This is a genomic window from Gracilimonas sp. B-17 (genome assembly GCF_056857935.1).
Genome location: NZ_JBSXOA010000008.1, coordinates 204,110 through 230,018 on the forward strand (window position 1 = coordinate 204,110; position 25,909 = coordinate 230,018).

Sequence of the window (25,909 nt, forward strand, 5' to 3'; positions counted from 1 at the left end):
TGCCGGTTTTATCGTTGGCAATTGCTAAGGGCTTCCTTAACTTTTGATCTATGAATAACAAAGAGAAGAAAAAACTGACTGAGATCATAGTTTCCAGGATCAAGGAAACACAAGATGAGATTGAAGAGCTCAAAGAGCTTGTAAAGCCTATTCCATTGGATGCATCCATTGGGCGCGTCTCAAGAATGGATGCGATCAATAATAGATCCATCAATGAATCTGCACTTCGGGATAAAACACAGCAGTTAAAAAAGCTTGAAAAAGCCCTTGAAAACTCTAAAGCCGGAAATTTTGGTATCTGCAAAAAATGTGGAAATGAAATTCCTTTTGGCAGGCTCGAGTATATGCCCCATACTACTCGCTGTGTAAATTGTGTAGGCTAACCCCATCAATTAGCATTGATATTACTTGGTGTTCAATAAAAGTTTGAACATTGATGTTTGTACATTATATTCATCAGATAATAATTTCATCTACAAATCAGATACGTTATGAGTTCATCTTCTCTTCAAGTAGCAGATGCATCCACCTGGCAGGAATTGCGAGATAATATCAGGGAAACCGAGGTTTGGCTTAGAAATCAGGTTAGGAGTTTTCTGGATGAATTTGAGATCACCCGTCAGCAGCTATCTATTCTTCGGATTCTAAAAGCCGCAAATAATGAGCCTTTGTCTACCAAAGAAATACAAAAATTGATGGTGGATAAAAGATCTGATACATCCCGATTGGTGGATAGGCTTATTGAAAAGGAACTTGTAAGAAAGAGAAAGGATCCGGATGACGGGAGATTGGTTCAGGTATTTATAAAGTATGAAGGCCTCCGTCTGTTGGCTCAGGTAGAGGACAGAATGAAAGACCTGGATAAAAGATTTGAAAATCTTTCAGTAAGAGAAGCTGAGGAACTTAATCGGATTTTGACTCAACTCCGCAATTGATTCGATTTAGATACACTAATTCTTTTCACTAAAAACTGACATATGAAGAATGCAATAAATTGGTTTGAGATACCTGTAAATGATATAGGTCGGGCTAAATCATTCTATGAGGCTATTTTTGGTTTCGAACTGTTCGATCTTGATATAGGGGATGGATTACAAATGGCGATATTTCCGGCTGAGAGTGGAAGTGTAGGTGGTGCATTGATACAAAAAGAGGAATATTATTACCCGAGTGATACTTTTGGGCCGTTACTTTATCTGAATGCAAATCCTGACCTGCAGATAGTCCTGGATAAAGTTGAAAGTTCAGGAGGTAAGATCTCGATCTCCAAAAGACTTATCACGGAGGATAATGGTTATATGGCGGTTATTATCGACAGTGAGGGGAACCGGGTGGCTCTCCACTCGAACAAGTGATCGGGCTCCTACCTGTAAAATTCTTTATTCTTGATCTGTACCGAAGCGGCATAATATGCGGCACCTACAATACTGGCATTATTTAAAAGGCTGGCACCTTTAAATTTTGTCTTTATCTTGATGTAAGGAAAGGTCTTCTCAGCTTTCTTACTTAATTGCCCTCCAAGAATAAAGAGATCGGGATGAAATAGATTTTCGTAATGTTCAAGAACCAGCTGAAGTCTCTTGCCCCAGGTCTTTTTACGTATACCTTCCTCTTTTCTGACCTTATTTGAAGCTCTTTCTTCAATACTTATACCCTTGATCTCGATCTGACCTAATTCTGTATTTGGTACCAGGATACCATCCACAAAAATTGAAGAGCCAATACCTGTACCTACAGTCAATACGATAACTGTGCCACGCTGCCCTTTGCCTACACCGAATTTCATTTCAGCGAGACCTGTTGCGTCTGTATCATTAATGACGCTGACATTACAACCGGTGATCTCAGAAAAGAGATGGTCAGCATCGGCATCAACCCAGCCCTGGTCCATTCGTGTGGTAGAAAGTACAATGCCTTTGCTGGTGGCTGCAGGAAAGGCACACCCGATGGGGCCATCCCATTCAAATTTCTTAACCACTTTATGTAATTTAGAGATCAGCTTATGGGGGCGGGTGTCTTCAATTTTATCGGTCGTTCTCTTTTTGGATACGATCTCGCCTTTTTCAGTATCAACGATAGCGCCTTTTATTCCATAGCTGCCAATGTCTATTCCTAATACTTCCACAAATACATAAATTTAGTTCGCACCAAACATAGTGAAAAAATCATTAGGTACATAGAGTTATGGATTGATCTGATGAAAGCTTCTATTAGGTGTCATTGAGATTACTTCTCAACAACCACCCAGCCTTCTTCATCAACCATTCGTTTGGCATATTTCCACTTAACTTTCTTGGTTTCGTTGGTATTGATGTTTTGAACAGTTACGTAATCATTACGGCCGGGTTCATCTTCAACTTCAACAGGCTGCCGTTTGGCATTACCACCTTGAGGTTGCTGGTTTCCACCTGACTGTTGGGCAGGAGCTTTAAGCCCCATTCCGGTTGAATCTGCATGTTGTGTTTCCATGGCAGATGTATCGAATCTGGATTTTTGTTTTTGAGCTTGTTGTAAGCTCTTGTCTTCAGCCTGCACTTCAGGAACAGACTTCCAGATTACAGAGATAGCTTCTTTGTTGATCTCATCCAAAAGCATCTTGAACATGTCAAAGGCCTCACGTTTGTACTCAAGCAAGGGGTCTTTTTGGGCAAAAGACCGAAGACCGATCCCTTCTTTGACCGAATCCAATTCGCGAAGATGTTCCATCCATTTTTGATCAATGATGGAGAGAATGGAACTCTTTTCAAGTGAACGAGCTACTTCCCGACCTTCATTTTTAAGAGCGCTTTCAACGTCAACCACAATCCGCATACGGCGAATGCCATCCGTGAATACTACCTGAACTTTATCAGGGCGGTTATCAGGATTAGACTCGTTGATACGCTTCATTACCTCATATAATGGTTTGGCAATGCGTTCTTCTTTTTTGCGGTAGTTTTCGAGGGCTTTCTGAACAATATGATCTTTAAGGGCTTCTTCGTTCATTTTAGCCCAGGCCTCACGATCATAATCAACATCCACAGCCAGATGGCGTAGTATGTTTTCATGGAGCCCTTCGTAATCACCTGAGGCTACATGATCGTAGACCATATTTTCGATCAGGTCATCGAGCATGTCAAGAATGTCGGTACGTAATTGATCGCCGGAAAGAGCATGCTTTCTGCGTGCATAGATCACGTTACGCTGATTATTCAGAACATCATCATATTCAAGCTGTCGCTTTCTTATACTGAAATTGTTTTGCTCTACCTTAGATTGAGCACGTTCAAGTGATTTGGTGATCCAGGGATGGGTAATGACCTCACCTTCCTCAAAACTCAGTTTATCCATTACATTTGCAACCCGGTCAGACATGAACAATGCCATCAGGTCATCTTCAAGAGATACGTAAAACTGTGATTCACCCGGGTCACCCTGACGTCCGGCACGACCACGTAACTGAAGATCGATCCGGCGGGATTCATGTCGCTCGGTACCGAGAATGGCAAGTCCGCCTTTTTCTTTGACACCTTTCGCCAACTTGATATCTGTACCACGTCCGGCCATGTTGGTAGCAACAGTTACTGCGCCGATCTCTCCAGCCTGCTTCACGATCTCACTTTCTCTGGCATGTTGCTTGGCATTCAGAACATTGTGAGGGATCCCGGCTCGTTTCAACATCCGGCTCAAGGTTTCTGATACATCCACACTGGTAGTACCAACCAGCACGGGCTGACCTTTTTTATGATATTCCTCGATCTTTTGAATGGAGGCATTAAATTTTTCCCGCTTGGTCTTAAAGACCAGGTCTTCCTTGTCATCCCTTGCGATCGGTTTATTGGTAGGGATAACGACTACATCAAGTTCGTATATCTCATTAAATTCACCTTCCTCTGTTTCAGCTGTACCCGTCATACCGGCCAGTTTGTGGTACATTCTGAAATAGTTCTGAAGCGTAATGGTTGCGTAAGTTTGAGTAGACGCTTCTACTTTAACCTGTTCTTTAGCCTCAATAGCCTGGTGTAATCCATCAGAATAACGACGTCCGGAAAGAACACGTCCGGTATGCTCATCAACGATCTGAACCTTGCCATCCTGAACGATGTATTCCTCTTCGCGTTCGAAATTGGTGTAAGCTTTAAGTAGCTGATTTACCGTATGAATTCTATCACCTTTCTCAGCAAACTTGCGGTGCAGTTCGTTAAATCTGCGCTCACGTTCCTGCCTGATCTCCTGCTTGGCTTCCTCTATTTTCTTCTCTTTGTAATCGTCACTGAATTCATCGTTATTTTTGATCTCCTCAATCTTCTCTTCCTCGAGTTGGTCGATCTCTTTTTCAATGACAGCCGTCTCTTCTCCCAGGTCAGGTATGATAAAGAAGTCTTCATCTTCTCCTTTTTTGGTAATGAACTCACGACCTTGTTCGGTCATTTCAATAGAGTTCATTTTAGGATCCACCGCATAATACAGATACTCATCCACTACCGGCATGTTCTTGGCGTTATCCTGCAGGTAGAATGATTCAGTTTTTTGGATCAGCTTCTGGATCTTTGGGTCCTGCTGCATTTTTCGAAGCTGAGAATTCTTTGGAAATCCACGAACAGCTCTGAATAAAGCAAGTCCGGCATTTTCTTCGTCTCCCTTTTCAAGTAATTCCTTGCCTTCTTTTACGAGATTGGCCACCAATTTCTTTTGGGCCAGAACCAATGATTCAACACGTGGTTTCATCTCCACGTATTTGTCAGATTTATTGCCCTGTGGAACAGGTCCGGATATGATAAGAGGAGTTCTGGCTTCATCGATCAGGATGGAATCAACCTCATCAATGATGGTGTAGTGGTGCTCGCGCTGTACGAGTTGATCTTGTTCAATAACCATGTTATCGCGCAGATAATCGAAGCCAAATTCATTGTTGGTTCCGTAGGTTATATCCGCCTTATAAGCTTCCCTGCGCTGATCAGAACTGGGTTGGTATCTGTCAATGCAGTCAACATGCAACCCATGAAAGTTAAAGATGGGTTCATTCCATTCAGCATCGCGCATAGCCAGGTAGTTGTTGACGGTAACAACGTGGACACCTTTGCCGGCCAGTGCATTTAAATAAGCTGGAAAGATTGCAACGAGCGTTTTACCCTCACCCGTCTTCATTTCAGCGATACGCCCCTGGTGAAGCACAATGGCGCCAATAAGCTGTACGTCATATGGGACCATTTCCCAGGTGATCTCATTTCCGCCAACCTTCCATGATTTACCTACAAAACGCCGGCAAGTATCTTTAAGGACCGCAAATGCCTCGGGCAGGATATCTTCCAATACATCTTCAATGATCTCAAGCTCTTTATCCTCAAGTTCATCCAGGTATTCAGCCATTTCCCTGTGTTCGGTTGGGGAGAGGTTCTCAAGGTCATCAAGTTGAGACCGGATCTCCTTGATCTCGGCCACAGTATCGGCTGTGGCATCCTTGATCTTCTGTTTGAACTCTTCTGTTTTGCCTTTTAATTCATCATCCGATAATTGCTTTATCTGATCTTCATAGGATTTGATCTGGTCTAAGATGGGCTGAATTTTCTTAATATCTTTTTCGCTCTTAGAGCCGAATATCTTGGTAATTACTTTACCGATTTTATCTAACATAGTATGGGATTGATGATCTGCTAATTAAATGCTTAACTCTCAAAGTTAACCTTATAAATAAGGCCGTTCAACTCTTTAGTTCTTATCTATCAAATATCTTGCCACATTTTTGATGTGTCATAAAAACTGACATATATGACGTAGTTCTTACCGGTTTTAATTTATTAGCAATTTAATGGAAAAAGGGTGTGGAAATTATCATGGGAATCGCTTCCATATATAAAAATGTAAATAATAAAACTTGAAATAACTTAAAATTTAATTAACATGACTAAATAGTCAATTATAAATTATACTAAATCATTGTAGTAGTTAAATAATATAGGTACTTTATGTGTTCACTCACTCATTGAAGAAAATTTTATCCTTATGATCACAAAAGAATTCACTCCAAAACGAACTGTTTGTAAGGTAACCCTGACCTTGCCTGGAGAATGGGCAGAGAAAGGAATAGTTGTAGCCGGAAGTTTTAATGACTGGGATACAACTAAGGAAAAGCTTGAAAAGAAAAAAGGTGAATGGAAAACTACCTTACGCTTAAAACCTGAAACCGAATACAGGTTTAAATATTTTATAGACGGGGAGCGGTGGGAAAATGATGATGCTGCCGATCAATATGTTATGAACGAATTTGGGACAGAGGATTCTGTTATTAAGACAGGAAAATGACACAGTAGTATTTATTAGGGATGATAGCCGGATTTATTATACTTTGTATAAATAAATAATAATCCTATTGTTCTGAACACAGTGTTTGATCCTAAAAAATTTGAAGATATCCTGGCTACCTCCTGGTTAGGGCGTAGCCTTTATTTTTTTAGTGAACTTTCGTCTACTAATACGTTTGCAAAAAAATTAACAGGAGAAGGAGCTCACCACGGCACACTAGTGCTTACAGATTTTCAGAGTATGGGGCGGGGTCAGCATGAGCATAAATGGATCGTTGAACCCGGGCAAAATCTAACCTTCAGTCTGATTTTTGAACCAACTAAAGCGGACAGGCTTAATTTGCTCACACTGACATGTGCATTATCAGTAAAAGATACTATTGAAAGCATTGTTGATCTTCAGCCACAGATCAAATGGCCTAACGATGTTTTGGTAAACGGTAAAAAACTTTGTGGCATACTCACTGAGACTGTTTTCATTGGAAATAAACTGGATAGGGTAATAGTAGGGATCGGTTTCAATGTAAATCAGCAAAATTTCAGTGAATCAGTGTTCAAGGATGCTACATCCCTCAGCATTGAAACAGGACGTGAATTTTATAAGGAAGAAGTGTTAGCACATCTAATAGGGGATATAGAATATAAATACAGACTATGGAGTCAACAGGATCCGGATCTACTGAAAGATATTAATAAGTCGTTGACTGGGTATGGCGATTGGGTCAAGTTGAAAGTTGATGGCGAGGTACTTCCCGATAAATTTAAATTTTTGGGAGCAAACAACAAGGGGGAATTGGTTGCATTGGATTCGGAGATGAATGTGAAGACCTTTGCATTTGAGCAGGTAAGAGTGATTAGGTCTTAAACAAAAAAACCCGTTCAGTTTTCACCGAACGGGTTTCAATTCCATTATAAGTGCTAAAAATTAAGCACTCAGTTTTTCAGCTGCCTCAAATACATAATCCTTGATAGCTTCAAAAGCCTTCAAAGTTTGTTCTATATGAGCATCATTGTGGGCCGCCGTTGGTATGAGACGGATCAAGACCGTTCCTCTTGGCACTACCGGGTAGGCAACACCACTTACAAACACGCCATGCTCTTCACGTAGCTTACGCATGATGTCCTGACACAGATCAGTACTACCTTTGGTCAGCACCGGAGTTACAGGGCTTTCAGATGGTAACACGGTATACCCTATCTCACGTAAACCTTCACGTAGTTTCAAGGTGTTGTTCCAAAGTGTTTCTCTCCACTGCGGGTTGTCTTTGATCATTTGCAATCGTTTGCGTGCGGTAACAACCATTGGCAGGGGCAATGATTTAGCAAACACCTGACTTCTCGAATTCGCTTTCAGGAATTCGATGACTCTTGGCTCAGATGCAATAAACGCACCTATTAATGCAAAAGACTTTGCAAAGGTTCCAAAATAAACATCAATACCATCTTGTATGCCTAGATGGGTACCGGTTCCGGATCCATCTTTACCCATCGTTCCAATGCCGTGGGCGTCATCTACAAGCAACCTGAATGGCACTTCTTCTTTGAGCTCAATGATCTCTTTTAAAATACCCAGATCACCGGTCATGCCAAACACTCCTTCAGTCACAACCAAGATAGAAGTGTTTTCCTTCATTTTCTTTTTGGCACGGAAAAGCTGTTTTTTAAAGCTTTCGATGTCGTTGTGCTTGAATACGAACTTTTCTGCCATTGATAACTGCTTACCATCAACGATACAAGCATGACTTAATTCATCGTAAATTAGAATATCATTTCGGTCTAGCAGGGCATGAATAGTGCTCATGATGCCCTGGTAACCATAATTCAGGAGTTGCGCTTTTTCTTTATGTACGAAAGCTGCAAGTTCTTCTTCGAGTAATTCGTGTTCAGTGGAATTACCGGTCATCAACCGGGCGCCCATTGGTGCACTTAGGCTATACTTTTCTGTAGCTTCGGTATCCGTTTTCTTGATCTCTTCATTACTGCCGATACCCAGGTAGTCGTTGATACTCCAAACGACCATGTCTTTTCCATTGAATTTCATTTCAGGGCCTAATGGTCCTTCCAGTTTTGGAAAAGTATAATAACCATAGCCCTCAGAGGTAAATGGGCCGAGGGGACTTGGGCGGTTCTCTAGTTTGTCAAATAGATCCATAAAGTTGCGCTGTTTTTTCGCTGTATTACTTACTGTTACGGTATTGAATGACCGTTATAAAATCGTGCAAAAGGTACGCAAATATAGTGGTACCTCAAAAAAACGAGGTGGTTGAGCGCACTTCTTAATATTCGGGAAATGAAGTGGCTCAAATTATTCAATTTAGGCTGTTATACCATTTCAGAATTAGTATTAAAGTCTTGGCCTGACTATGAAAAGCCCGGTTTCAATATCACTAAGTACTATCATGCCGCTATCAAAATATGGGTAATTGCTCCATGTGCCTTCGAAAGAAGAACCATCTGAAGTTGGCTGCGTATCAAAATAGGCCACACGCTCTAAAGTTCCATCAGCGATATTTGAAATATCCATGATCTGTAATCCGGCGTTATAATTTGACTGGTATACGTGATCTCCCTTGATATACAAATTGTGATCGATTGAAAAGGTCTGATGCTCATAGTAGCCGATAAATTGTGGGTCATCCAAGTTACGTACATCCCAGATATAGGTCTTGGTGTTTCGCATTAGGTTGCGTTCATCCAGTTCGTCATTCATCAGAAAATAAGAACGATCATCTGTCAGCCAGCCCTGATGTGAATATTGCATATCAGCCTGACTTTCCATGCTGATGGTCGTAGGATTATCTTTGTCGGTTACATCGGCTATCAACACATTACCTTCAGCAGAATTGAAACAAACTTCCTTTCCGGAATGGTCATTGTCAGGACCGTTATAGACCACACATTGAGCATCATGCACGTATCCGGGGGCGATCCTGTAACTACTTGAGGGCTCTATGTAGCATCCGGCAAAGGCAGGATTCTTTGGATCTCTTATATCGATCATATGCAACCCTGATGCTTCCCTGCTACCGCAAACTTCAGCTTGTGTAACCCCAGTGGCATAGGCGAATCCGGTTTCTTCATTGATCACAATGTTATGAGCTGATGACAGCCGGTCATAAAGAAAATCATGGTTCAGGATCATGACTTCGCCACTGTAATCTCTGAGTTTGGTCAGGTCTACCACCTGCATACCGTGTGGTTGAGCATCACTAACTACAAATGCATGATCCTCATATACTTTAATATCCCTCCAGGATGAACCCTGACTCAATGACTTGGATCTTTCTGTTGCCCCCAATCCCAGATTACAGGCCGGGTATTCAGAAGGAAGAATCGATTTATATTTACTACTGAGATTGGATTCCGGAAGTCGGGCTACAACCACTGGTTCACCCGGGTCACTTATATCTACAAATGAGACTCCATTAGTAAGCCCAACTAAAGCGTATTCTTTTTGGGATTCGGGATCTGTCCATCCCCAGATATCATTCAGAAATACTCCGCTTTGGGTTCCACTTAGTTCATAGATATTGAGGTGTGCAAAAAGGTCTACATTATTACAGTCATAATTTAAGGCCTTTCCGTCTTCACATGGAAATGGGGCATCTATCTGATCGATAGGATCATCTGAAAACGAATCTGAACCATCATTGGTGGAAGGTGATTCGCATGCTGAAAGCAATGCAAGTGAAGTAACGGTAAGAGCTAAAAAGAAATATTTTGGTAGTTGTGGCATAAATGACTGCTTTAATTCACTCATTCAATATAACTAAATTGATATTGTTCCCAATAGGATCAATTAAAAGGTATGGTCTGAACAGAAAATAAGAAGTTTGACGCATTTTGGTTATTATGGATCAATGTTCAAGTTAACTTACAAAAGGTAATATGTTCCTGATTTTGAAATATTTTGCGAAACTTTTGAAGGCATTGGCTTCAGAAGCTTCACCTTCGCAGATCGCCGGTGGAATGATATTGGGGATGATCATAGGATTAACACCTGTCTTCTCATTCCATAATCTATTCATTGTCATACTTATACTGATATTACGGGTTAACATTGGAATGGCATTGCTCTCATTCATGGTATTTAGTGGAGTTGCGTATCTGGCTGATCCGATATTTCATAACTTTGGGGTCTGGCTCCTTGAGCTTGAGGGTATGCAAGCAACTTATACTGGTATGTATAACAACGAATGGTGGGCATTGACGAATTTCAATAACACCGTGGTTATCGGCAGTTTTGTGACTGCCGTGATCCTGTCGATTCCAGCATTTCCTTTATTCAAGATTTTGGTACTTCAGTATCGTGAGAAGATCCATTCTAAGGTTCAAAAGTGGAAAATTGTTCAGGCTTTCAAATCAACGAATTTGTATTCAATTTATAAAACTGTAAATCGCGTGAGAGGGTAAAAAACATGAGACTTGGAGGCGTAATTACAGTATTGATCTTTATTGGTTTAGGTTTTGGAGCTGCATATTTCATCACCGATGACTTGGTCGAAAGAAAAGTAGAGTATCAGGCAAGTGTGTTAAATGAGGCTAAGGTAGAATTTGATGGTTTTGAGTTTAGCCTTCTGAATTTAAAACTAAAATGGGATCGATTGCAGGTTGCCAATAAGAACAGCACAATGGAGAACACGTTCGAAACCGGAGAAACTGAATTCAGTATGCAATTCTGGCCACTTATTCTGGCGAATAAAGTGGTTGTGAATAATGTAAAGTTGACTGGATTTCAATTGGCAACAGAACGGGAGACGGATGGTTATTTTGAGATCCCTGAAGAAGAAAAAGATCAAGAGCCCGGTTTTATATACTCTGTGGTAGATCAGGTAACAAGAGAAGCTGGTAAAAATGCAAAAGTAAAATTCACGGATATTCGTGAAGACCTAAATGTGGATAGCCTGATGTCCCGCGTAGATATTCGAACCGATAATAAAGTTGACTCCTTAAGGAGTGGGATCCAAAAAACCTATTCGAAATGGGACAGTACGTTAACCAATACGAAGATAAATGAGGAGATCGCACAGATTAACAGCACGGTCGACAGCATTAAGGTTCAGGAGTTCAAGGATCCAAAAAAAGTGATCTCTACAATTGAACAGGTTAAGAAGCTTAAAAATCAGGTGGATTCACTTAAGGATCGAGCGCAAACACTGAAACAAAATTTTGAGAATGATTACGGTACCACCCGGGATGAAATCACTCAGATAGATAATTGGATTCAGGACGATTTTCGGCGAGCCGTTAATGTGGCCCGCTTACCTGACCTTGATGTTCAAAATATTGGTACAGCCTTGTTTGGTGAAAACTTACTGGGAGATTACGCCGTATATCTCGAGTATGTTGCATTGGCCAGAGAATACGGAAGCCGGTTTGTTGGAAGTGATGAAACTGAAAACATACCAAGGTATGAGGGAATCGATTATCATTTTTCCGATAAATACGATCTGCCGGATTTATGGTTCAAGAATATTGAGCTTTCGGGAAGAACATTAACAGATATTGATATAAGCGGACAGGTGACAAACATAAGCAGTGATCAGATCAAAGCCGGTGAGCCGATCAGGTTTAATGTTGGAGGGCAGGATAAAAATCAGGTTAGCCTTAGTTTGAATGGGGAGTTCAACTATCTTGAAGAAAGGCCACGTGAAAGTTTTGAATTGAAATATTCAGGTTTTACTCTTTCCAATACCAAACTTTCCGGATCCGACCTCTTGCCCTATGACCTGAAATCAGGTAAAGGAGATGTAAATGTAGCACTTGATCTGATAGGAAAAAGGATAGACAGCCGAATCGATTACATTGCGAGTGACATAAGTTTTGATTTTGCTTCTGCCGGTGAACCAAAAAATCAGGTAGAGTCGTTGATCAGAAGTGCTATTGGAAATACGGATCAAATAGATGTAACGGCACTAATTGACAATATTGACGGACAACTTCGAATTCGCCTGCGTTCGAATGTAGACGATCTATTTATGAATGCACTACGTCAAACTGTAAGCGAGGAGGTTGCAGAGGCAAAACGAAAGATAGAAGCAGAAGTGCAGCGTCAGGTGGCCGGCAAAAAAGAGGAATTAGTAGCATTCAAGGCTGAAAAAGAGAAAGAGATCATAGAGCGTTATAATGAGATCCAGTCCAGGATCCAGCAACAGATTGATAAAGTGGAGAAAAAACAGAAGGAACTTGAGCAGAAAAAGAAAGAGCTTGAAGATGCCCTTAAGAATAAGATCAAAGATCGTATAGGCATTGACTACTAATTCGATACCACCTACCACCTGATAATTTTACTTATTCTTTTCTTCTGCAATGATCCTTATGAGTTGATGATCGCATTCATATGGTCAATTTCATCACGGTTGACGGTATGCCCCATTCCGGGATACAGGTTTTTGGTTACATCAGCACCAAGCATCGCCAGAACCTTTTCTGATTCGTTAACCCGCTCTTTTGGAATATGTGGATCTGTATCGCTGCAGCCCATAAATATCGGCGTACCTTCGAGGTCACCCTTGTAATCCTGTTGGTGAACTGAATCCCCTCTTCCTATGAGGCCACCACTTAGTGCAATAATTCCACCATATCTTTTTGGATGCCGAGCCACGAATTCAGAGATCAAACAAGCACCCTGAGAAAACCCGGCCAAATATATTTTGTCCTCTGTAAATCCATCATCTTTTAATTCCTCAATAATATCAAAAACCTTTTGCAAAGCAGAAGAAAGGTGAGGCTCATTATTATCGGCAGGGGCCATAAAGGAATAGGGGTACCATGTATTCTGATAGGCTTGCGGGGCACGAAGGGTTAGTTTTTTATTAATCTCAAGTTCGTCAGCCAGTGTCAGAATACTCTCGGCTGTGGCTCCTCGACCATGAATAAGGATCAAAGCAGCATCAGCTGCAGATGATGGTGATCCTCCTTTAACAATAGGTGTGGATTGATGTGGCCCATCAAAATGGGTATTGGTATCTACCTTAAATAAACTCATGATTTTAGTGTTGGAAAATTAAATATGCTACTTAATTAAATTTTGGAGACTCCAGATATCAGATCATTACGCTACGATAAAAAAGGATCAGGAGGAGATTGAAGCTACTTCAATTTCCGGGAGTATCTGCTCGATCCGATCCCTTTTGGACTTCAGCCAAGGCGGTAAGATCAGTTTTTCTCCTAGATGCTCAAACTCCTCATCCACTGTATATCCGGGGTCATCGGAGGCCATTTCAAATAGAACACCGGCAGGAATACGGTAATAAACAGAATTGAACCAGTGACGGTCTATGATCTGAGTAGGATTCAATCCTTTCTTGCCTACTTTTTCTCGCATCTGATCTAATTCTTCCCGGTTCTCTGCCCTGAAAGCAATATGATGAACAATACCACGACCATTTGTCCCATACTCGGGTTTATCTGCCTTTTCAATAATAATATTTTTACCAATTGGAGCTTCGGTTTGATATAGCGTTAGATCTCCATCTTCGGCTGTGGGTTCAAATCCGAACAGATCACCAAGAAGCATTTCAGTATGTTGCTTTTCGGTGAGTAACATGCGTGCTCCCCAAAACCCCTGAATAGTAAATTCAGCCGGAACAATATAATTCAAGTTTTCTACTTTAGGTTTTGCTTCTCCTTCAAAAACGATATCCAGTTCCAAGCCATCCGGGTCCTCAAAACGTAATGCTTCACGACCAAATATATCCAGGGTTTCAAATTCGAGTTCATGTTCATTTAAACGGCCTTTCCAATAATCCTCTGAGCCTTTGGGTGCCTGAAGTGCTACGTTAACCACTTCCCCCACTCCGGCTTTTCCCTTCTGGGCCATCGGCCAAGGGAAAAATGTAAGGCTTGAACCGGGTTCAGCTGCCTGATTTCCATAGAAAAGATGATATGTTCCCGGATCATCCTGGTTGACTGATCTCTTAACCAACCGCATGCCAAGTTTATTAGTATAGAATTCTACGTTGCGTTGTGCATCCCCTGCCAGTACAGTGATGTGGTGTATTCCTTTATGATGTTTCATGGTCTTATCTTTTTTTTAAATCTGCACTTAATATACGAATTATCCGTAAATAGTTTAACATTAAACTAATTTGTTTTGTTTATAACCCTGATCAGTTTAGTAAAGTCATTTTTCGCAGCTTTATTCGTAACTTGAATTGTCAGAATTAAGAATATCACTCAGAACTTTTATATGAATATTTACGCTATCATCATACTTGTAACCATTGCCATTGACTTCATATTGGATATCACATCCAATTATCTTAATCTGAGATCATTATCCAAAGAACTGCCTGATGAGTTTGAGGGTATATATGATGAAAATACCTATGCCAGGTCTCAGGAATACACCAAAGTGCGCACAAAGTTTGGTTTCATTACAGGCGGATTTGACCTTTTAATAGTGCTTGGATTTTGGTTTTCGGGAGGGTTTAACTGGCTTGACCAGATCGTCAGAGCCTGGGGATTCGGTGAATTGATAACCGGGTTATTCTATATTGGAATTTTGATAATCGCTAAAATGCTCATCAATCTTCCTTTTAGTATCTATTCAACTTTTGTGATCGAAGAAAAATTCGGATTCAATAAGACCACACCCAAAACATTTATAATAGATCTGATAAAGGGACTTGGATTGAGTTTACTGATCGGAACCCCATTACTGGCCGGTATCTTATGGTTCTTTATGTATGCCGGAGATCTTGCCTGGCTCTATGCATGGGGTGCAGTCACTGCCTTTTCACTCATCATGCAATATGTAGCCCCTACCTGGATCATGCCATTATTCAATAAATTCACACCACTTGAAGAAGGTGAGCTCAGAACTGCAATAGAAAATTATTCGGATAAAGTCGACTTCCCACTGCAGGGTCTGTTCGTTATTGACGGGTCAAAACGTTCAAGCAAATCGAATGCATTTTTTACAGGCTTTGGAAAGAACAAACGAGTGGCCTTATATGATACGCTGATCGAAAATCACACAAATGATGAATTAGTGGCTGTATTGGCACATGAAATAGGCCACTATAAGAAAAAACATATTATTAAGGGAATGATTACAAGCATCCTTCAAACAGGAGTCATGTTCTTTCTATTATCAATATTTCTAAATGCGGATGGATTGTTTGAAGCTTTCTACATGGAAGAAATGTCCGTGTATGCAGGACTGATATTTTTTGGAATGTTGTATGCACCGATCGATATGATCCTGTCTGTATTTATGCAAATACTTTCCAGAAAGCATGAATTTGAAGCTGATGCATTTGCAGCTGAAACAACAGGTAAACCGGAGGATATGATCTCAACCCTGAAAAAATTATCTAAAGATAATCTCTCTAACCTGACACCACACTGGTTTTATGTTTGGCTTAATTATTCGCATCCTCCTGTGCTAAAACGTATAAAAGCCATAAGAAAGGAGGTGTGTTGATCGCGTCAGCCACCACTTTCCGGCGTATCTGACACAATGAATTCCATATTGAAATACGCTCCGGACTCATTCTCCCGAGATCCGTACTGATAATCAGCCTCAAGCTGATGGGCAAGAGTATGGATCAGCTCTAAACCCAGTGAATTACTTTCCCTGGAATTTTCTTCATTCTTGAAGCCGGGACCATTATCAGTGATCTTAAGCCGTAATTCCTGTTCAATTTTAGCAAGAGAAACAGAAATGACCCCATCATTACGGTCTTTGAAAGCATGTTTCAGTGAATTTGTAACAACCTCGTTTACGATCAGGCTGCATGGAACCGCCTGATTGATATTCAGCTTTACCGGTTCAAGCTTGAATGAGGTATGAACAGACTTTCCGTCACTCATGGTATCTATGATGGTTTTGACCAGGTTTTTTAATCCAGTCTCAAAATCCATGTTGGAAAAACTCTGTGATTGATATAATTGCTCATGAATATTAGCCATAGATTTGATTCGCATAGTGCTATCCATGAGCTTTTTCTGAAACTCTTCATCTGTTTCCTTGAATGATTGGATTTGAAGCATTCCTGATATGACAGCAAGATTATTTTTTACCCTGTGGTGTATTTCAGCAAGTAAGGTTTCCTTTTCATTCAAAGAGTTTTCGAGCTCATTTTGGTGCGTAACTAAATTTAGTTTAAGCCGATTCTGAGATTCAATAGTTTCCTGAAGTCCTCTGAACAACATAGGCATGAATATCACGGCAACTGTGCTAAGTAATATTGAATTAGCGGATATGGATAGCCATGATGCAACCTGAAAATTTTCTCTCAGGGGATACTCAGCCATACCGGCATGTATGAAATAAGCTTGCAGTGTACAGATCATGATATTGATAAATATGGTTAGTACACCAGCATAGGTTGGAAGTATCAAAAGGGAAAAAACGGTGACCCCAAAAAGGTAAGTGAGTCCGGCTCCATGATGTCCCATATAAAAGATCAGAATAAATGAAACAGAATAGAGCAAGGTCAGGAACAAAAACTTTCTGATATTAATATTTATTCTGGAGGAGAGCGTAATGACAGTAATAGCAACACCAAATAAGGCATAGGAAATAGAAAGTCCCTTAATACCCAGGAAGTATACTACAACGGCTGAAGGGATCAGGGTAACCAAACCAAAAGGAAGTAAATAAATAAGGATGGTTGCAAATAATGTATTTCTCCAAAATTCAATGCCATCAGCTTTGGTTGTTCCACCAATTACATTGTTTTTAACCCTAAATTTATATGTATCCCAAAAATTGGCCAAAATCTGCTGAAGGTTTAGGCTTCTATACTACCAAAGAGCTCAGTTACGAAATATTATTGCATCCAATATAAATGAAATTTGTCAGACTGCCATATTTGATATCACAAACCGGACTTGTTGTAACAAATGAAAGTGTATGTGTACTAATTTGTTTATTTTGATTTGAACTAATAAAAGACCAGCTACTTTATGAAAAATATTGAAACCATTGCTATTCATGGAAGCATGAAATCTCACGACAAAGAGAATGATACTGTTGTCCCCGGTATTGAAGTTTCTACCATATATGAGCATCGCAATGGGGGCTATCACGAAGGGGATGATAAATACATCAGGTTATCAAATCCCAACAGACACCAACTTGAAAATTTAATAGCCCAGTTGGAAAACGGTGGGCATTGTGCTGTTTTTGCATCCGGAATGGCAGCGATCTCCTCCGTATTTCAAACTGTTGAAGCTGGTGCACACGTTATGGTTGCAAAGGATGTTTATTTCGGTACCCGCAAATTAATGTGGGAATTCGGGAAAAAATGGGGTTTGGACGTAGATTTTGTGGATATGACGGATCTTGATGCTGTGAAATATGCTCTTAAAGAAAATACAGAGCTTGTATGGTTAGAGACACCATCTAATCCAAGGTTATTGATCACAGATGTAAAAGCAGTCAGTGAACTGGTAAAAACAAAGGGAGCAGTGGTAGCGGTTGATAATACCTGGCCAACACCATTTAATATGCGACCTTTGGAGTTAGGGGCCGATGTATCGGTTCATTCAACCACAAAATACCTGGGTGGCCATAGCGATATCCTGGGCGGAGCCGTAATTACCAGTGATGAAGCACTATTTGAAAAAGTAAGATTGATCCAACGTGTACAGGGGGCCGTTCCTTCTCCACGTGATACTTGGTTATTAAGCCGCAGTATTCGTTCGTTTCCTTATCGGATGAGGGCACATAATGAGAATGCCCGAAAAGTGGCAAAATATTTAAGTAAGCATTCCAAAGTTAAGGATGTCTATTACCCTGGTCTTGAAACACATCCGGGCCATGAAATAGCAAAGACACAAATGGATGATTTTGGAGGAATGATATCATTCATTATTGATGGTGGTGAAAAAGAGGCAGTAGAGATCGTTGGTAGATCCAGGATGATCATTGCCGCTACAAGTTTAGGTGGTATTGAAAGTATCTGGGAGCATAGAAGATCATCTGAGGGGCCGGATTCGCCTTCTCCCGACAATCTAATAAGATTGAGTGTGGGACTTGAACACCCGGATGATATAATAGAAGACATTGACCAGGCGTTGGCTTGATTAGTGATTTAAAAACAATAAATAAAATATGTTTATGATCAGTTTTAAAAGAGTAGCCTTCGCAGTAGTATTGATTGCTGCATTAGGTCCAGTTACAATGGCACAAACAGGTTCTGACAGTGTATCTGCACAGGATATGTTTGATTGGGTGTCATTTGATAAGGCTAAGGAGATGGCCAAAGAGGATAACAAAAAGATACTTGTATATGTAAATGCCAGATGGTGTGGTTACTGTAAGAAGATGGAAAATGAGGTGTTTGTGGAGGAAAGTATACAAGAACTGACCTCTGAGTATTTCTACCCTGTTTGGTTGGATCTTGATGTTGAGGATGAATATCTGACCTTTGCTGAGAGTAAACTCAGTCACAGGGAATTTGCTCAGAAACTAGGAGCATACAGTACCCCAACATTCATCTTCTTCGAAGCAAATGAGGATATAATTGCAGGTCAGCCTGGCTTTCTTCCGGAAGATATTTATTCAACGATCTTGAAATTTATAGGAACCGGTGCCTATAAGGATCAAACATTCACAGAATTTGCAGAATCAGAATAAATGAATAAACAGAGTAAATATATTCTGACGACAAGTGCTGTGATTTATCTGCTTTTTGGACTTGGTATCAGTTTCATGCCAGAAGAAACAGGCCGGATCTTTGGGACGGCATCACAATATGGTGTAGATCTATTGTTAATGAAAGTTATTGGTGCGCTTTTTTTTGGAATCGGAGTGATCAATTTTATGTCCCGAAAAACTATTGTTGGAGGTATTTACGGCAGGCCGATAACTTTAGGTAATGCCATGGTGAGTATGATAATAGCCAGTCAATTCCTGAAATTTAATTATTATCAGGATGGGGTTGGGGCACATTTCTGGTTAGTGGCAGTCATATTTTCAACGCTGTCATTAAGTTTTATATATCTATTCTTTAGTACTCCAAAGAGCTGATCAAATTTGGGATGAGCTTTCGGTTGTCTTAATGTATATTCTTGTCCGATATATTGTTACAGGAATTCAATCAATTAAGTATGTCAAGAACGATCAAAGCACCAACAGGAACGGACCTAAATTGTAAAAGTTGGCTCACTGAAGCTCCTTTCAGAATGATCCAGAATAACCTTGATCCCGATGTGGCTGAGAAACCCGAAGATCTTGTAGTCTACGGTGGTATAGGAAAAGCAGCCAGAAACTGGGACAGTTTTGATGGCATTCTGAAAGCTCTGAAGTCAATGAGTGATGAGGAGACCTTGTTAGTACAGTCAGGAAAACCGGTAGGGGTATTCAAAACCCATAAAGATGCTCCAAGGGTTTTGATCGCAAATTCAAACCTTGTGCCTAAATGGGCAAACTGGGATCATTTTAATGAACTCGACAAAAAGGGTTTAATGATGTATGGTCAGATGACAGCCGGCTCATGGATCTACATTGGAAGTCAGGGAATAGTTCAGGGAACTTATGAGACATTCGTTTCAATGGCTAAAAAACATTTTGGTGGCGATCTGTCCGGAAAATGGGTGCTCACAGCCGGGCTTGGTGGTATGGGAGGCGCACAACCCTTAGCTGCAAAAATGGCTGGAGCGAGCATGCTGGCCATTGAATGTCGGGAGTCCCGCATCGACTTTCGACTTCGCACAGGCTATTTGGATAAAAAGGCTACCTCACTTGATGAAGCCATGGAGATCATTGAGCAATCTGTTCTGGACAAAAAGCCTGTAACCGTTGGATTGCATGGAAATGCTGCAGATATCTATCCAAAACTGCTGGAAAGAAGTATCTTGCCGGATGCCATAACGGATCAAACTAGTGCGCATGATCCATTAAATGGGTACCTGCCTCTCGGAATGACAGTAGAGGAATGGGAAGAGAAACAGAAATCTCATCCAAAAGAAGTTATTGAAAAGGCTAAAAGATCAATTGCCATTCAAGTCAAAGCCATGCTCGATTTTCAGAAAAAAGGGTTGCCGGTATTTGATTATGGAAATAACATTCGGCAGGAAGCCTTTGATGAGGGAGTTAAAGATGCCTTCAACATTCCGGGTTTTGTTCCGGAATATATACGTCCTCTTTTTTGTAAGGGTATTGGGCCATTCCGGTGGGTTGCACTCTCAGGAGATCCAAACGATATCTATAAGACCGATGAAAAAGTAAAAGAACTTATTCCTGATGATCCACACCTGCACAATTGGTTGGATATGGCCAAGGAGCAAATTCATTTCCAGGGGCTACCGTCTCGCATTTGTTGGGTTGGGCTAGGGCAACGACACAAGCTTGGACTTGCGTTCAATGAGATGGTTCGAACCGGTGAATTGAAAGCGCCCGTAGTGATCGGTCGGGATCACCTTGATTCCGGATCGGTGGCTAGTCCCAATCGTGAAACTGAAGGGATGAAAGATGGCTCTGATGCTGTTTCCGATTGGCCCATATTGAATGCTTTGTTAAATACCTCATCCGGGGCTACCTGGGTTTCATTTCATCATGGAGGAGGGGTCGGTATGGGTTTCTCCCAACATGCAGGATTGGTGATCGTCTGCGACGGAACGGAAGATGCTGACCGGCGAATAGAAAGAGTATTATGGAATGACCCGGCAAGTGGCGTTATGCGACATGCAGATGCGGGATATGAGATTGCGATTGATTGTGCGAAGGAGCATCAGCTTAATTTACCTTTTTTGGATTGATCATGAACAATGTAGGCAGTGAGCTTCATGTCAAACCCTAACAGCAGTTTGGGAATCCGGCTTAACATTCATTAATTATTTGACCATGTCTGAACTTCTTATTCAAAATATATCTCAGATTGCATCACCCAAACCGGGTGTGTTCCGGGGAAGAGAACTCAGAGAACTAAATATTCATATAAATGCAGCAGTATATATAGTTGATGGATTTGTTAAAGCAGTAGGACCACTTGCTCAGGTATTAGAAAAAGTGGAAGGACATCCCGATATATTGGATGCAGAAGGAAAAGCTGCGGTGCCCGGATTCGTTGATTCCCATTCGCATCTGGTATTTGGAGGGAATCGAGCAGATGAATTCGCTATGCGATCAGCCGGTATGAGCTATGAAGATATTGCAGACCAGGGAGGAGGGATCGTTTCAACAGTAAAAGCCACACGTAAAGCATCCAAAGAGGAACTGAAAAACCTGGGCAGAATACGTCTTCAAAAGGCATTAAAACAGGGCATTACCACCATGGAGGTCAAGAGTGGATATGGTCTTGACCTTGATACTGAACGTAAGATGCTGGAAGTGATCAATGAATTGAAGGAGGAACAACCCATTGAACTAACAGCTACTTTTCTGGGAGCTCACGCCGTTCCTGAAAACTCGACAAAGGAGGAGTATCTTGAAGAGGTGTTGAAAATGATCCCTGAAATTGCTGAGCTTGCAGAGTTCTGTGACGCTTTTTGTGAAAAGGGGTATTTCAATGTCAATGAAACAAAAAAGATTTTGGAAAAGGGCCTTGAGAATGGACTTAAGCCAAAAATTCACACAAATCAATTCAATGATATTGGTGGTGTTGAAATGGGTATTGAGTTAGGTGCCGTTTCATTAGATCACCTTGAAGTGTTGAATGATGATGATGTAAACAGGTTGGCGAGGTCAGAAACCATTGCAACCGTACTACCGGGAGTCTCCTATTTCCTCAATATCCCATATTCACCGGCGCGAAAATTACTGGACGCAGGCGCATTGGTTGCTTTGGCTACAGATTTTAATCCGGGCTCATCCATGACAATATCAATGCAGCTTCTTATGAGCATGGCGTGTACCAAGATGGGAATGTCAGTTGAGGAAGCACTTTGCTGTGCAACTCAAAATGGAGCAAAAGCGTTAGAGAAAAAGAAGATAGGGTGTATCAGTCCGGGTTTTCAGGCAGACATACTGCTTCTGGATACTGATAATTATAAAGACCTCGCATATTTCTTTGGGGAAAATCATGTACACACTGTCATTAAAAAAGGGAAAGTAGTATGGGCATTGAGAGTTTAAAGGAACATCTTCAACCGGTCACAGAAAAACTTAAAAGAATTGGTTCTCATGATAAGCATGATCATTTTTTGATCAATGAGATCGGTTTTGATGATGCCGGATATCACCAGGCTGATCATATATTGATTGGTTGCCCCCAGCATGAGGGGGTGCAGCGTAATAATGGCAGAATAGGAGCAGCTGAGGCTCCTGATAAGATCAGAGAACAGTTGTATAAACTGCAAATGCCTGAAAATTCAGGGATCAGGATCTTTGATGCCGGAAATATTAAAACCGACATTTTTAACAATCTGGCAGAAGATGAGACTCTTAAAGAATCGGATTCATCTGATGCTTTGAACAGGATCCATGATGCGCTCACTAAATCAGTTGAGACCTTTTTGATGGATAATAAAAATGTGATCATACTGGGAGGAGGCAATGATATTTCATTTGCAGATGTCAGAGCCCTTTCAAATGTTGTTAGCGATTGTGCTGTCATTAATGTGGATGCGCATCTAGATATGAGAATTGCTGAGGAAATGACAAGCGGAACTCCGTACAGGAAATTGGTAGAGGGGAATTATCTGAAGCCTGAAAATTTTTATGAATTTGGAATACGGAAAGAGAATAATTCGAGGGAATATATCGAGGATGCAGAGGGGCAGGGTACGCACACCTTTTATCTTCCTGATATTCTAAAGGAGGGCGTATCTACTTCATTTAACAAGGTTCTTGAGGATATCCAGGATAAACCATTCTTTTTTGGATTGGATATGGATGTGATCCAGGCGGCCGATGCTCCCGGGGTGAGTGCTTCATCCCCAATGGGATTATCAGGCAGAGAAATGATAGACTTGGTGTATATGGCCCGTCAAAAAAAGAATATGCGTATTTTAGAGATCACCGAGACCAATCCAACTTACGATATCGATGACCGTACGGTCAAACTGGTATCTCAGATCATTTACTGTTATCTATTGGGATGATGTTTATTCCCAGTGAACCGTAGTCCCAACATCTTCTCCGTCAACAACGATTCTTTTAAGATTTCCATTTTTGTTCATGTTGAAGACAATGATGGGGGTTTTGTTTTCCCGGCACAAAGTAAAAGCCGTCAGGTCCATTACAGAAAGGCGTCGTTTGAGAACTTCATCTCCGGTAATGCGATCAAATTTTGTAGCATCTCCGTTTTTCTCAGGATCTGAGTCAAAGATCCCATCCACACGGGTGCCTTTCAGGATCACATCAGCTTCGATCTCGATTGCACGTAAAGAGCCGGCTGTATCAGTCGTGAAATAGGGGTTCCCGGTTCCGGCTCCAAAAATAACCACACGCCCTTTTTCAAGGTGTCGTACGGCTCGTCGGCGAATGTATGGTTCAGCGATTGCTTCCATTCGAATAGCACTCATTAACCGGGTCTGTACACCGATCTGTTCGAGAGCATCCTGTAAGGCCATGCTATTGATCATAGTAGCAAGCATACCCATATAATCGCCCTGAACGCGATCCATGCCCTGAGTAGCTCCTTTTACTCCGCGGAAGATGTTACCACCTCCAATAACAATTGAAACCTGAACTCCGGCTTCCTGAATAGATTGTATCTCCCTGGCATACGTACTTAGAATATCGGCATCTATACCATGACCTTGTTCACCTAAAAGGGCTTCTCCGCTAAGTTTAAGAAGTACTCGGTTGTATTTATTTCCCACGTTATTCTCGAATTTGAAATTATCAGACAAAAAAAAGGCTGCCATTTCTGACAGCCTTAAGGTAAAAAAAAATATTTAAGCGTTTTCGCCAAGTTGAAGTCGGCTGAACGCTTTAACGAGAGGCGCATCGTTCTGTTCCAGATACTCCTTCACAGAAAGGCTGTTATCCTTCACGAATTTTTGCTCAAGCAGTACGCGCTCTTCGTAGAAACGACGCAGCTTACCTTTGGCAGCCTGCTCAGCAATGTGTTCAGGTTTTCCTTCATTCAGTAATTGATCTTTAGCTATCTCTAGTTCTTTTTCAACCAGAGATGAATCAACGCCGTCGCGGGTAACAGAAAGAGGCTTCATAGCCGCAACCTGCATAGCCACGTCTTTTCCGATCTCATCGTCAGTAAGGTCACCGTCAAATTCAGCCAGAACACCCAATTGGTTGCCCGGGTGAATGTAAGAGATCAGAGTTCCGTCAGTGGTCATTAATACTACATTGTTGATCTCGATCTTCTCACCGATCTTACCAACCATCTCTTCAAGATGTTTTTCAACCGTCAATCCGTCGATCTCTACTTTAAGAAGATCATCAGCGTTATCGATGTCATTGTCGAAAGCAGCATTCAAAAAGGTCTCGGCATCTTCCTGAAACTCTTCGTTTCTGGCTACGAAATCAGTTTCACAGTTGATCTCGATAAGTGCAGCTTTTTTCTTGTCATCACTGATGCGGCTCAGGATCAATCCCTGATTGGCTTCACGGTCAGCTCTCTTCTCGGAAACTTGCTGTCCTTTTTTGCGCAGATATTCAACCGCCTGGTCGAAATCACCATCTGCTTCGGCGAGGGCTTTCTTACAATCCATCATGCCCGCCCCGGTCATGTCTCTAAGTTTTTTTACGTCAGCAGCAGAAATACTCATTTTCTGAATAGTATTTTAAGTTGATATTATTCTTCTTCGTCATTGCTGTCTGCATCTGCTTTTGCATCTGCATCTTCAGCTTTGGCTTCATTTTTCTTGTCGCTTTTAGCTTTGCGACGAGAACGTAATTTGGTTCCTTTTGCAGCATCTTTGACATCCACATCGTCATCGCCATCACCTTTGGCATCTGCTGCGGCTTGCTCCATTACATCTTCTTCCTGTTGTGCTTCTCTTTCTGCGTTACCTTCAATAATGGCATCCGCGATCTGAGTAGTTACCAGCTGAATAGTTCTTGCAGAGTCATCATTACATGGAATGATATAATCCGGAACATCAGGATCACTGTTGGTATCTACCATTGCAATGATCGGGATATGAAGTTTAATGGCTTCATTCACGGCAAGGTGTTCTTTGATGATATCCACAACAAAGATGGCTCCCGGCAGGCGTCCCATATTTTTGATACCACCCAGGGCATCATTCAGTTTGTCCTGCTCTCTTTGGAGCATCAGGCCTTCTTTCTTGGTCAGTTCGTCAAAGGTACCGTCGGTCTTCATTTTTTCGATCTCCTCCATACGGGAAATACTCTTGCGAACGGTACTGAAATTGGTCAGCATTCCACCCATCCAGCGGTGGGTAATATGTGGCATTCCACATCTCAATGCTTCGGTTTGGATGATCTCTGTAGATTGTTTTTTCGTTCCAACAAACAGGATCGTCTTACCGGCACGTGCAAGCTTTTGAACCTCATCGAGGGCCTCTTGCATGAATGTTCTGGTTTTTTTCAGGTCGATGATATGAATCCCATTTCGCTCCATAAAGATGAAGTCTTTCATTTTTGGATTCCATCGGCGGGTAAGGTGACCGAAGTGTGCGCCTGACTTTAGCAGGTCTTGTATAGATGCAGCTTTTGGCATGGTATAAATATGTGTGTTTAGGTTAATCCTCTATGCGGGTCAATCCCGAACGTTAATTCTGAGTCAATTAAGCTCAGAACA

The 25,909-nt window shown here is 41.3% G+C and carries 24 protein-coding genes; 14 read left to right on the forward strand and 10 right to left on the reverse strand.

The features are described 5' to 3' along the window. Positions 1 to 50 precede the first annotated feature (50 nt). From AC13FX_RS01490 to AC13FX_RS01500, 3 genes are all read left to right on the forward strand, one after another. Positions 51 to 383 (forward strand): TraR/DksA family transcriptional regulator, encoded by a 333-nt coding sequence (locus AC13FX_RS01490; protein ID WP_482878632.1) that lies wholly within the window; start codon positions 51 to 53, stop codon positions 381 to 383. A gap of 108 nt (positions 384 to 491) precedes the next feature. After that, positions 492 to 935: a MarR family winged helix-turn-helix transcriptional regulator gene (locus AC13FX_RS01495; protein ID WP_482878633.1), complete on the forward strand. Its 444-nt coding sequence runs from the start codon at positions 492 to 494 to the stop codon at positions 933 to 935. Between the two features lie 42 nt (positions 936 to 977). Then, the gene (locus tag AC13FX_RS01500; protein ID WP_482878634.1) at positions 978 to 1,355 is read left to right on the forward strand and encodes a VOC family protein; all 378 of its coding nucleotides are present in this window, start codon (positions 978 to 980) and stop codon (positions 1,353 to 1,355) included. Between the two features lie 8 nt (positions 1,356 to 1,363). On the opposite strand, the gene ppgK is transcribed toward AC13FX_RS01500, so the two are convergent. Together ppgK and secA are read right to left on the reverse strand one after the other, a co-directional pair. Next, complete coding sequence (gene ppgK, locus AC13FX_RS01505) at positions 1,364 to 2,125, reverse strand: polyphosphate--glucose phosphotransferase (protein WP_482878635.1); 762 nt, start codon at positions 2,123 to 2,125, stop codon at positions 1,364 to 1,366. A gap of 101 nt (positions 2,126 to 2,226) precedes the next feature. Beyond that, complete coding sequence (secA, locus tag AC13FX_RS01510; protein WP_482878675.1) at positions 2,227 to 5,601, reverse strand: preprotein translocase subunit SecA; 3,375 nt, start codon at positions 5,599 to 5,601, stop codon at positions 2,227 to 2,229. Positions 5,602 to 5,982: 381 nt separating this feature from the next. On the opposite strand from secA, the gene AC13FX_RS01515 reads away from it, so the two are divergent. After that, positions 5,983 to 6,282 (forward strand): isoamylase early set domain-containing protein, encoded by a 300-nt coding sequence (locus AC13FX_RS01515; RefSeq protein WP_482878636.1) that lies wholly within the window; start codon positions 5,983 to 5,985, stop codon positions 6,280 to 6,282. Between the two features lie 81 nt (positions 6,283 to 6,363). Further along, on the forward strand, positions 6,364 to 7,146 hold the full coding sequence (locus tag AC13FX_RS01520) for a biotin--[acetyl-CoA-carboxylase] ligase (protein WP_482878637.1): 783 nt from the start codon (positions 6,364 to 6,366) through the stop codon (positions 7,144 to 7,146). A gap of 60 nt (positions 7,147 to 7,206) precedes the next feature. Here AC13FX_RS01520 and AC13FX_RS01525 read toward each other — a convergent pair whose 3' ends face one another. After that, the gene (locus AC13FX_RS01525) at positions 7,207 to 8,433 is read right to left on the reverse strand and encodes an aminotransferase class I/II-fold pyridoxal phosphate-dependent enzyme (protein WP_482878638.1); all 1,227 of its coding nucleotides are present in this window, start codon (positions 8,431 to 8,433) and stop codon (positions 7,207 to 7,209) included. A 192-nt stretch (positions 8,434 to 8,625) separates the two neighbouring features. Further along, a complete protein-coding gene (locus tag AC13FX_RS01530) occupies positions 8,626 to 10,017 on the reverse strand; it encodes a choice-of-anchor B family protein (protein ID WP_482878639.1) in 1,392 nt (463 codons plus the stop codon). Between the two features lie 152 nt (positions 10,018 to 10,169). Here AC13FX_RS01530 and AC13FX_RS01535 point away from each other — a divergent pair, with 152 nt between their 5' ends. Together AC13FX_RS01535 and AC13FX_RS01540 are read left to right on the forward strand one after the other, a co-directional pair. Further along, positions 10,170 to 10,694 (forward strand): TIGR03546 family protein, encoded by a 525-nt coding sequence (locus AC13FX_RS01535; RefSeq protein ID WP_482878640.1) that lies wholly within the window; start codon positions 10,170 to 10,172, stop codon positions 10,692 to 10,694. Positions 10,695 to 10,699: 5 nt separating this feature from the next. Then, on the forward strand, positions 10,700 to 12,541 hold the full coding sequence (locus AC13FX_RS01540; RefSeq protein ID WP_482878641.1) for a TIGR03545 family protein: 1,842 nt from the start codon (positions 10,700 to 10,702) through the stop codon (positions 12,539 to 12,541). Positions 12,542 to 12,597: 56 nt separating this feature from the next. Here the strand turns inward: AC13FX_RS01540 and AC13FX_RS01545 are convergent, their stop codons facing one another. Both AC13FX_RS01545 and AC13FX_RS01550 read right to left on the reverse strand, forming a co-directional pair. Further along, a complete protein-coding gene (locus AC13FX_RS01545) occupies positions 12,598 to 13,269 on the reverse strand; it encodes an alpha/beta hydrolase (protein WP_482878642.1) in 672 nt (223 codons plus the stop codon). Positions 13,270 to 13,356: 87 nt separating this feature from the next. Beyond that, positions 13,357 to 14,301: a VOC family protein gene (locus AC13FX_RS01550; RefSeq protein ID WP_482878643.1), complete on the reverse strand. Its 945-nt coding sequence runs from the start codon at positions 14,299 to 14,301 to the stop codon at positions 13,357 to 13,359. Positions 14,302 to 14,472: 171 nt separating this feature from the next. Between AC13FX_RS01550 and AC13FX_RS01555 the strand changes: the two genes are divergently transcribed. Further along, positions 14,473 to 15,711, forward strand: coding sequence for a M48 family metallopeptidase (locus tag AC13FX_RS01555; protein ID WP_482878644.1), 1,239 nt, complete (start codon positions 14,473 to 14,475; stop codon positions 15,709 to 15,711). Positions 15,712 to 15,716: 5 nt separating this feature from the next. On the opposite strand, the gene AC13FX_RS01560 is transcribed toward AC13FX_RS01555, so the two are convergent. After that, on the reverse strand, positions 15,717 to 17,009 hold the full coding sequence (locus AC13FX_RS01560) for a sensor histidine kinase (protein WP_482878645.1): 1,293 nt from the start codon (positions 17,007 to 17,009) through the stop codon (positions 15,717 to 15,719). 189 nt (positions 17,010 to 17,198) lie between these two features. On the opposite strand from AC13FX_RS01560, the gene AC13FX_RS01565 reads away from it, so the two are divergent. The 6 genes from AC13FX_RS01565 to AC13FX_RS01590 all read left to right on the forward strand — a co-directional run bounded on the left by AC13FX_RS01565 (position 17,199) and on the right by AC13FX_RS01590 (position 23,279). Continuing rightward, positions 17,199 to 18,320, forward strand: a complete 1,122-nt coding sequence (locus tag AC13FX_RS01565) for a trans-sulfuration enzyme family protein (RefSeq protein WP_482878646.1) — start codon at positions 17,199 to 17,201, stop codon at positions 18,318 to 18,320. A 34-nt stretch (positions 18,321 to 18,354) separates the two neighbouring features. Then, positions 18,355 to 18,873, forward strand: a complete 519-nt coding sequence (locus AC13FX_RS01570; RefSeq protein ID WP_482878647.1) for a thioredoxin family protein — start codon at positions 18,355 to 18,357, stop codon at positions 18,871 to 18,873. Continuing rightward, on the forward strand, positions 18,874 to 19,266 hold the full coding sequence (locus AC13FX_RS01575; RefSeq protein ID WP_482878648.1) for a hypothetical protein: 393 nt from the start codon (positions 18,874 to 18,876) through the stop codon (positions 19,264 to 19,266). A gap of 80 nt (positions 19,267 to 19,346) precedes the next feature. Beyond that, a complete protein-coding gene (hutU, locus tag AC13FX_RS01580; protein WP_482878649.1) occupies positions 19,347 to 20,996 on the forward strand; it encodes a urocanate hydratase in 1,650 nt (549 codons plus the stop codon). Positions 20,997 to 21,081: 85 nt separating this feature from the next. Next, positions 21,082 to 22,311, forward strand: coding sequence for an imidazolonepropionase (gene hutI / locus AC13FX_RS01585; RefSeq protein WP_482878650.1), 1,230 nt, complete (start codon positions 21,082 to 21,084; stop codon positions 22,309 to 22,311). Continuing rightward, a complete protein-coding gene (locus AC13FX_RS01590) occupies positions 22,293 to 23,279 on the forward strand; it encodes a formimidoylglutamase (RefSeq protein ID WP_482878651.1) in 987 nt (328 codons plus the stop codon). Before hutI ends, AC13FX_RS01590 begins: the two co-directional genes overlap by 19 nt. Before the next feature lie 3 nt (positions 23,280 to 23,282). On the opposite strand, the gene pyrH is transcribed toward AC13FX_RS01590, so the two are convergent. The 3 genes from pyrH to rpsB are packed head-to-tail and all read right to left on the reverse strand — an operon-like array spanning position 23,283 to position 25,828. Further along, positions 23,283 to 24,047, reverse strand: coding sequence for a UMP kinase (pyrH, locus tag AC13FX_RS01595; protein WP_482878652.1), 765 nt, complete (start codon positions 24,045 to 24,047; stop codon positions 23,283 to 23,285). 30 nt (positions 24,048 to 24,077) lie between these two features. Then, positions 24,078 to 24,911, reverse strand: coding sequence for a translation elongation factor Ts (gene tsf, locus AC13FX_RS01600; protein WP_482878653.1), 834 nt, complete (start codon positions 24,909 to 24,911; stop codon positions 24,078 to 24,080). Between the two features lie 26 nt (positions 24,912 to 24,937). Further along, complete coding sequence (gene rpsB, locus AC13FX_RS01605; RefSeq protein ID WP_482878654.1) at positions 24,938 to 25,828, reverse strand: 30S ribosomal protein S2; 891 nt, start codon at positions 25,826 to 25,828, stop codon at positions 24,938 to 24,940. Positions 25,829 to 25,909: the final 81 nt, after the last annotated feature.

What these genes read in the sequence shown, in the direction of transcription:
- AC13FX_RS01555 (WP_482878644.1), top strand. Translation starts at nt 14,473, where the DNA reads ATGAATATTTACGCTATCATCATACTTGTAACCATTGCCATTGACTTC.
- AC13FX_RS01490 (WP_482878632.1), top strand. Translation starts at nt 51, where the DNA reads ATGAATAACAAAGAGAAGAAAAAACTGACTGAGATCATAGTTTCCAGG.
- AC13FX_RS01495 (WP_482878633.1), top strand. Translation starts at nt 492, where the DNA reads ATGAGTTCATCTTCTCTTCAAGTAGCAGATGCATCCACCTGGCAGGAA.
- AC13FX_RS01525 (WP_482878638.1), bottom strand. Translation starts at nt 8,433, where the DNA reads ATGGATCTATTTGACAAACTAGAGAACCGCCCAAGTCCCCTCGGCCCA.
- hutU (WP_482878649.1), top strand. Translation starts at nt 19,347, where the DNA reads ATGTCAAGAACGATCAAAGCACCAACAGGAACGGACCTAAATTGTAAA.
- AC13FX_RS01570 (WP_482878647.1), top strand. Translation starts at nt 18,355, where the DNA reads ATGATCAGTTTTAAAAGAGTAGCCTTCGCAGTAGTATTGATTGCTGCA.
- AC13FX_RS01530 (WP_482878639.1), bottom strand. Translation starts at nt 10,017, where the DNA reads ATGCCACAACTACCAAAATATTTCTTTTTAGCTCTTACCGTTACTTCA.
- AC13FX_RS01500 (WP_482878634.1), top strand. Translation starts at nt 978, where the DNA reads ATGAAGAATGCAATAAATTGGTTTGAGATACCTGTAAATGATATAGGT.
- AC13FX_RS01590 (WP_482878651.1), top strand. Translation starts at nt 22,293, where the DNA reads ATGGGCATTGAGAGTTTAAAGGAACATCTTCAACCGGTCACAGAAAAA.
- pyrH (WP_482878652.1), bottom strand. Translation starts at nt 24,047, where the DNA reads ATGGCAGCCTTTTTTTTGTCTGATAATTTCAAATTCGAGAATAACGTG.
- AC13FX_RS01535 (WP_482878640.1), top strand. Translation starts at nt 10,170, where the DNA reads ATGTTCCTGATTTTGAAATATTTTGCGAAACTTTTGAAGGCATTGGCT.
- AC13FX_RS01515 (WP_482878636.1), top strand. Translation starts at nt 5,983, where the DNA reads ATGATCACAAAAGAATTCACTCCAAAACGAACTGTTTGTAAGGTAACC.
- AC13FX_RS01575 (WP_482878648.1), top strand. Translation starts at nt 18,874, where the DNA reads ATGAATAAACAGAGTAAATATATTCTGACGACAAGTGCTGTGATTTAT.
- rpsB (WP_482878654.1), bottom strand. Translation starts at nt 25,828, where the DNA reads ATGCCAAAAGCTGCATCTATACAAGACCTGCTAAAGTCAGGCGCACAC.
- AC13FX_RS01550 (WP_482878643.1), bottom strand. Translation starts at nt 14,301, where the DNA reads ATGAAACATCATAAAGGAATACACCACATCACTGTACTGGCAGGGGAT.
- AC13FX_RS01545 (WP_482878642.1), bottom strand. Translation starts at nt 13,269, where the DNA reads ATGAGTTTATTTAAGGTAGATACCAATACCCATTTTGATGGGCCACAT.
- hutI (WP_482878650.1), top strand. Translation starts at nt 21,082, where the DNA reads ATGTCTGAACTTCTTATTCAAAATATATCTCAGATTGCATCACCCAAA.
- AC13FX_RS01540 (WP_482878641.1), top strand. Translation starts at nt 10,700, where the DNA reads ATGAGACTTGGAGGCGTAATTACAGTATTGATCTTTATTGGTTTAGGT.
- tsf (WP_482878653.1), bottom strand. Translation starts at nt 24,911, where the DNA reads ATGAGTATTTCTGCTGCTGACGTAAAAAAACTTAGAGACATGACCGGG.
- AC13FX_RS01565 (WP_482878646.1), top strand. Translation starts at nt 17,199, where the DNA reads ATGAAAAATATTGAAACCATTGCTATTCATGGAAGCATGAAATCTCAC.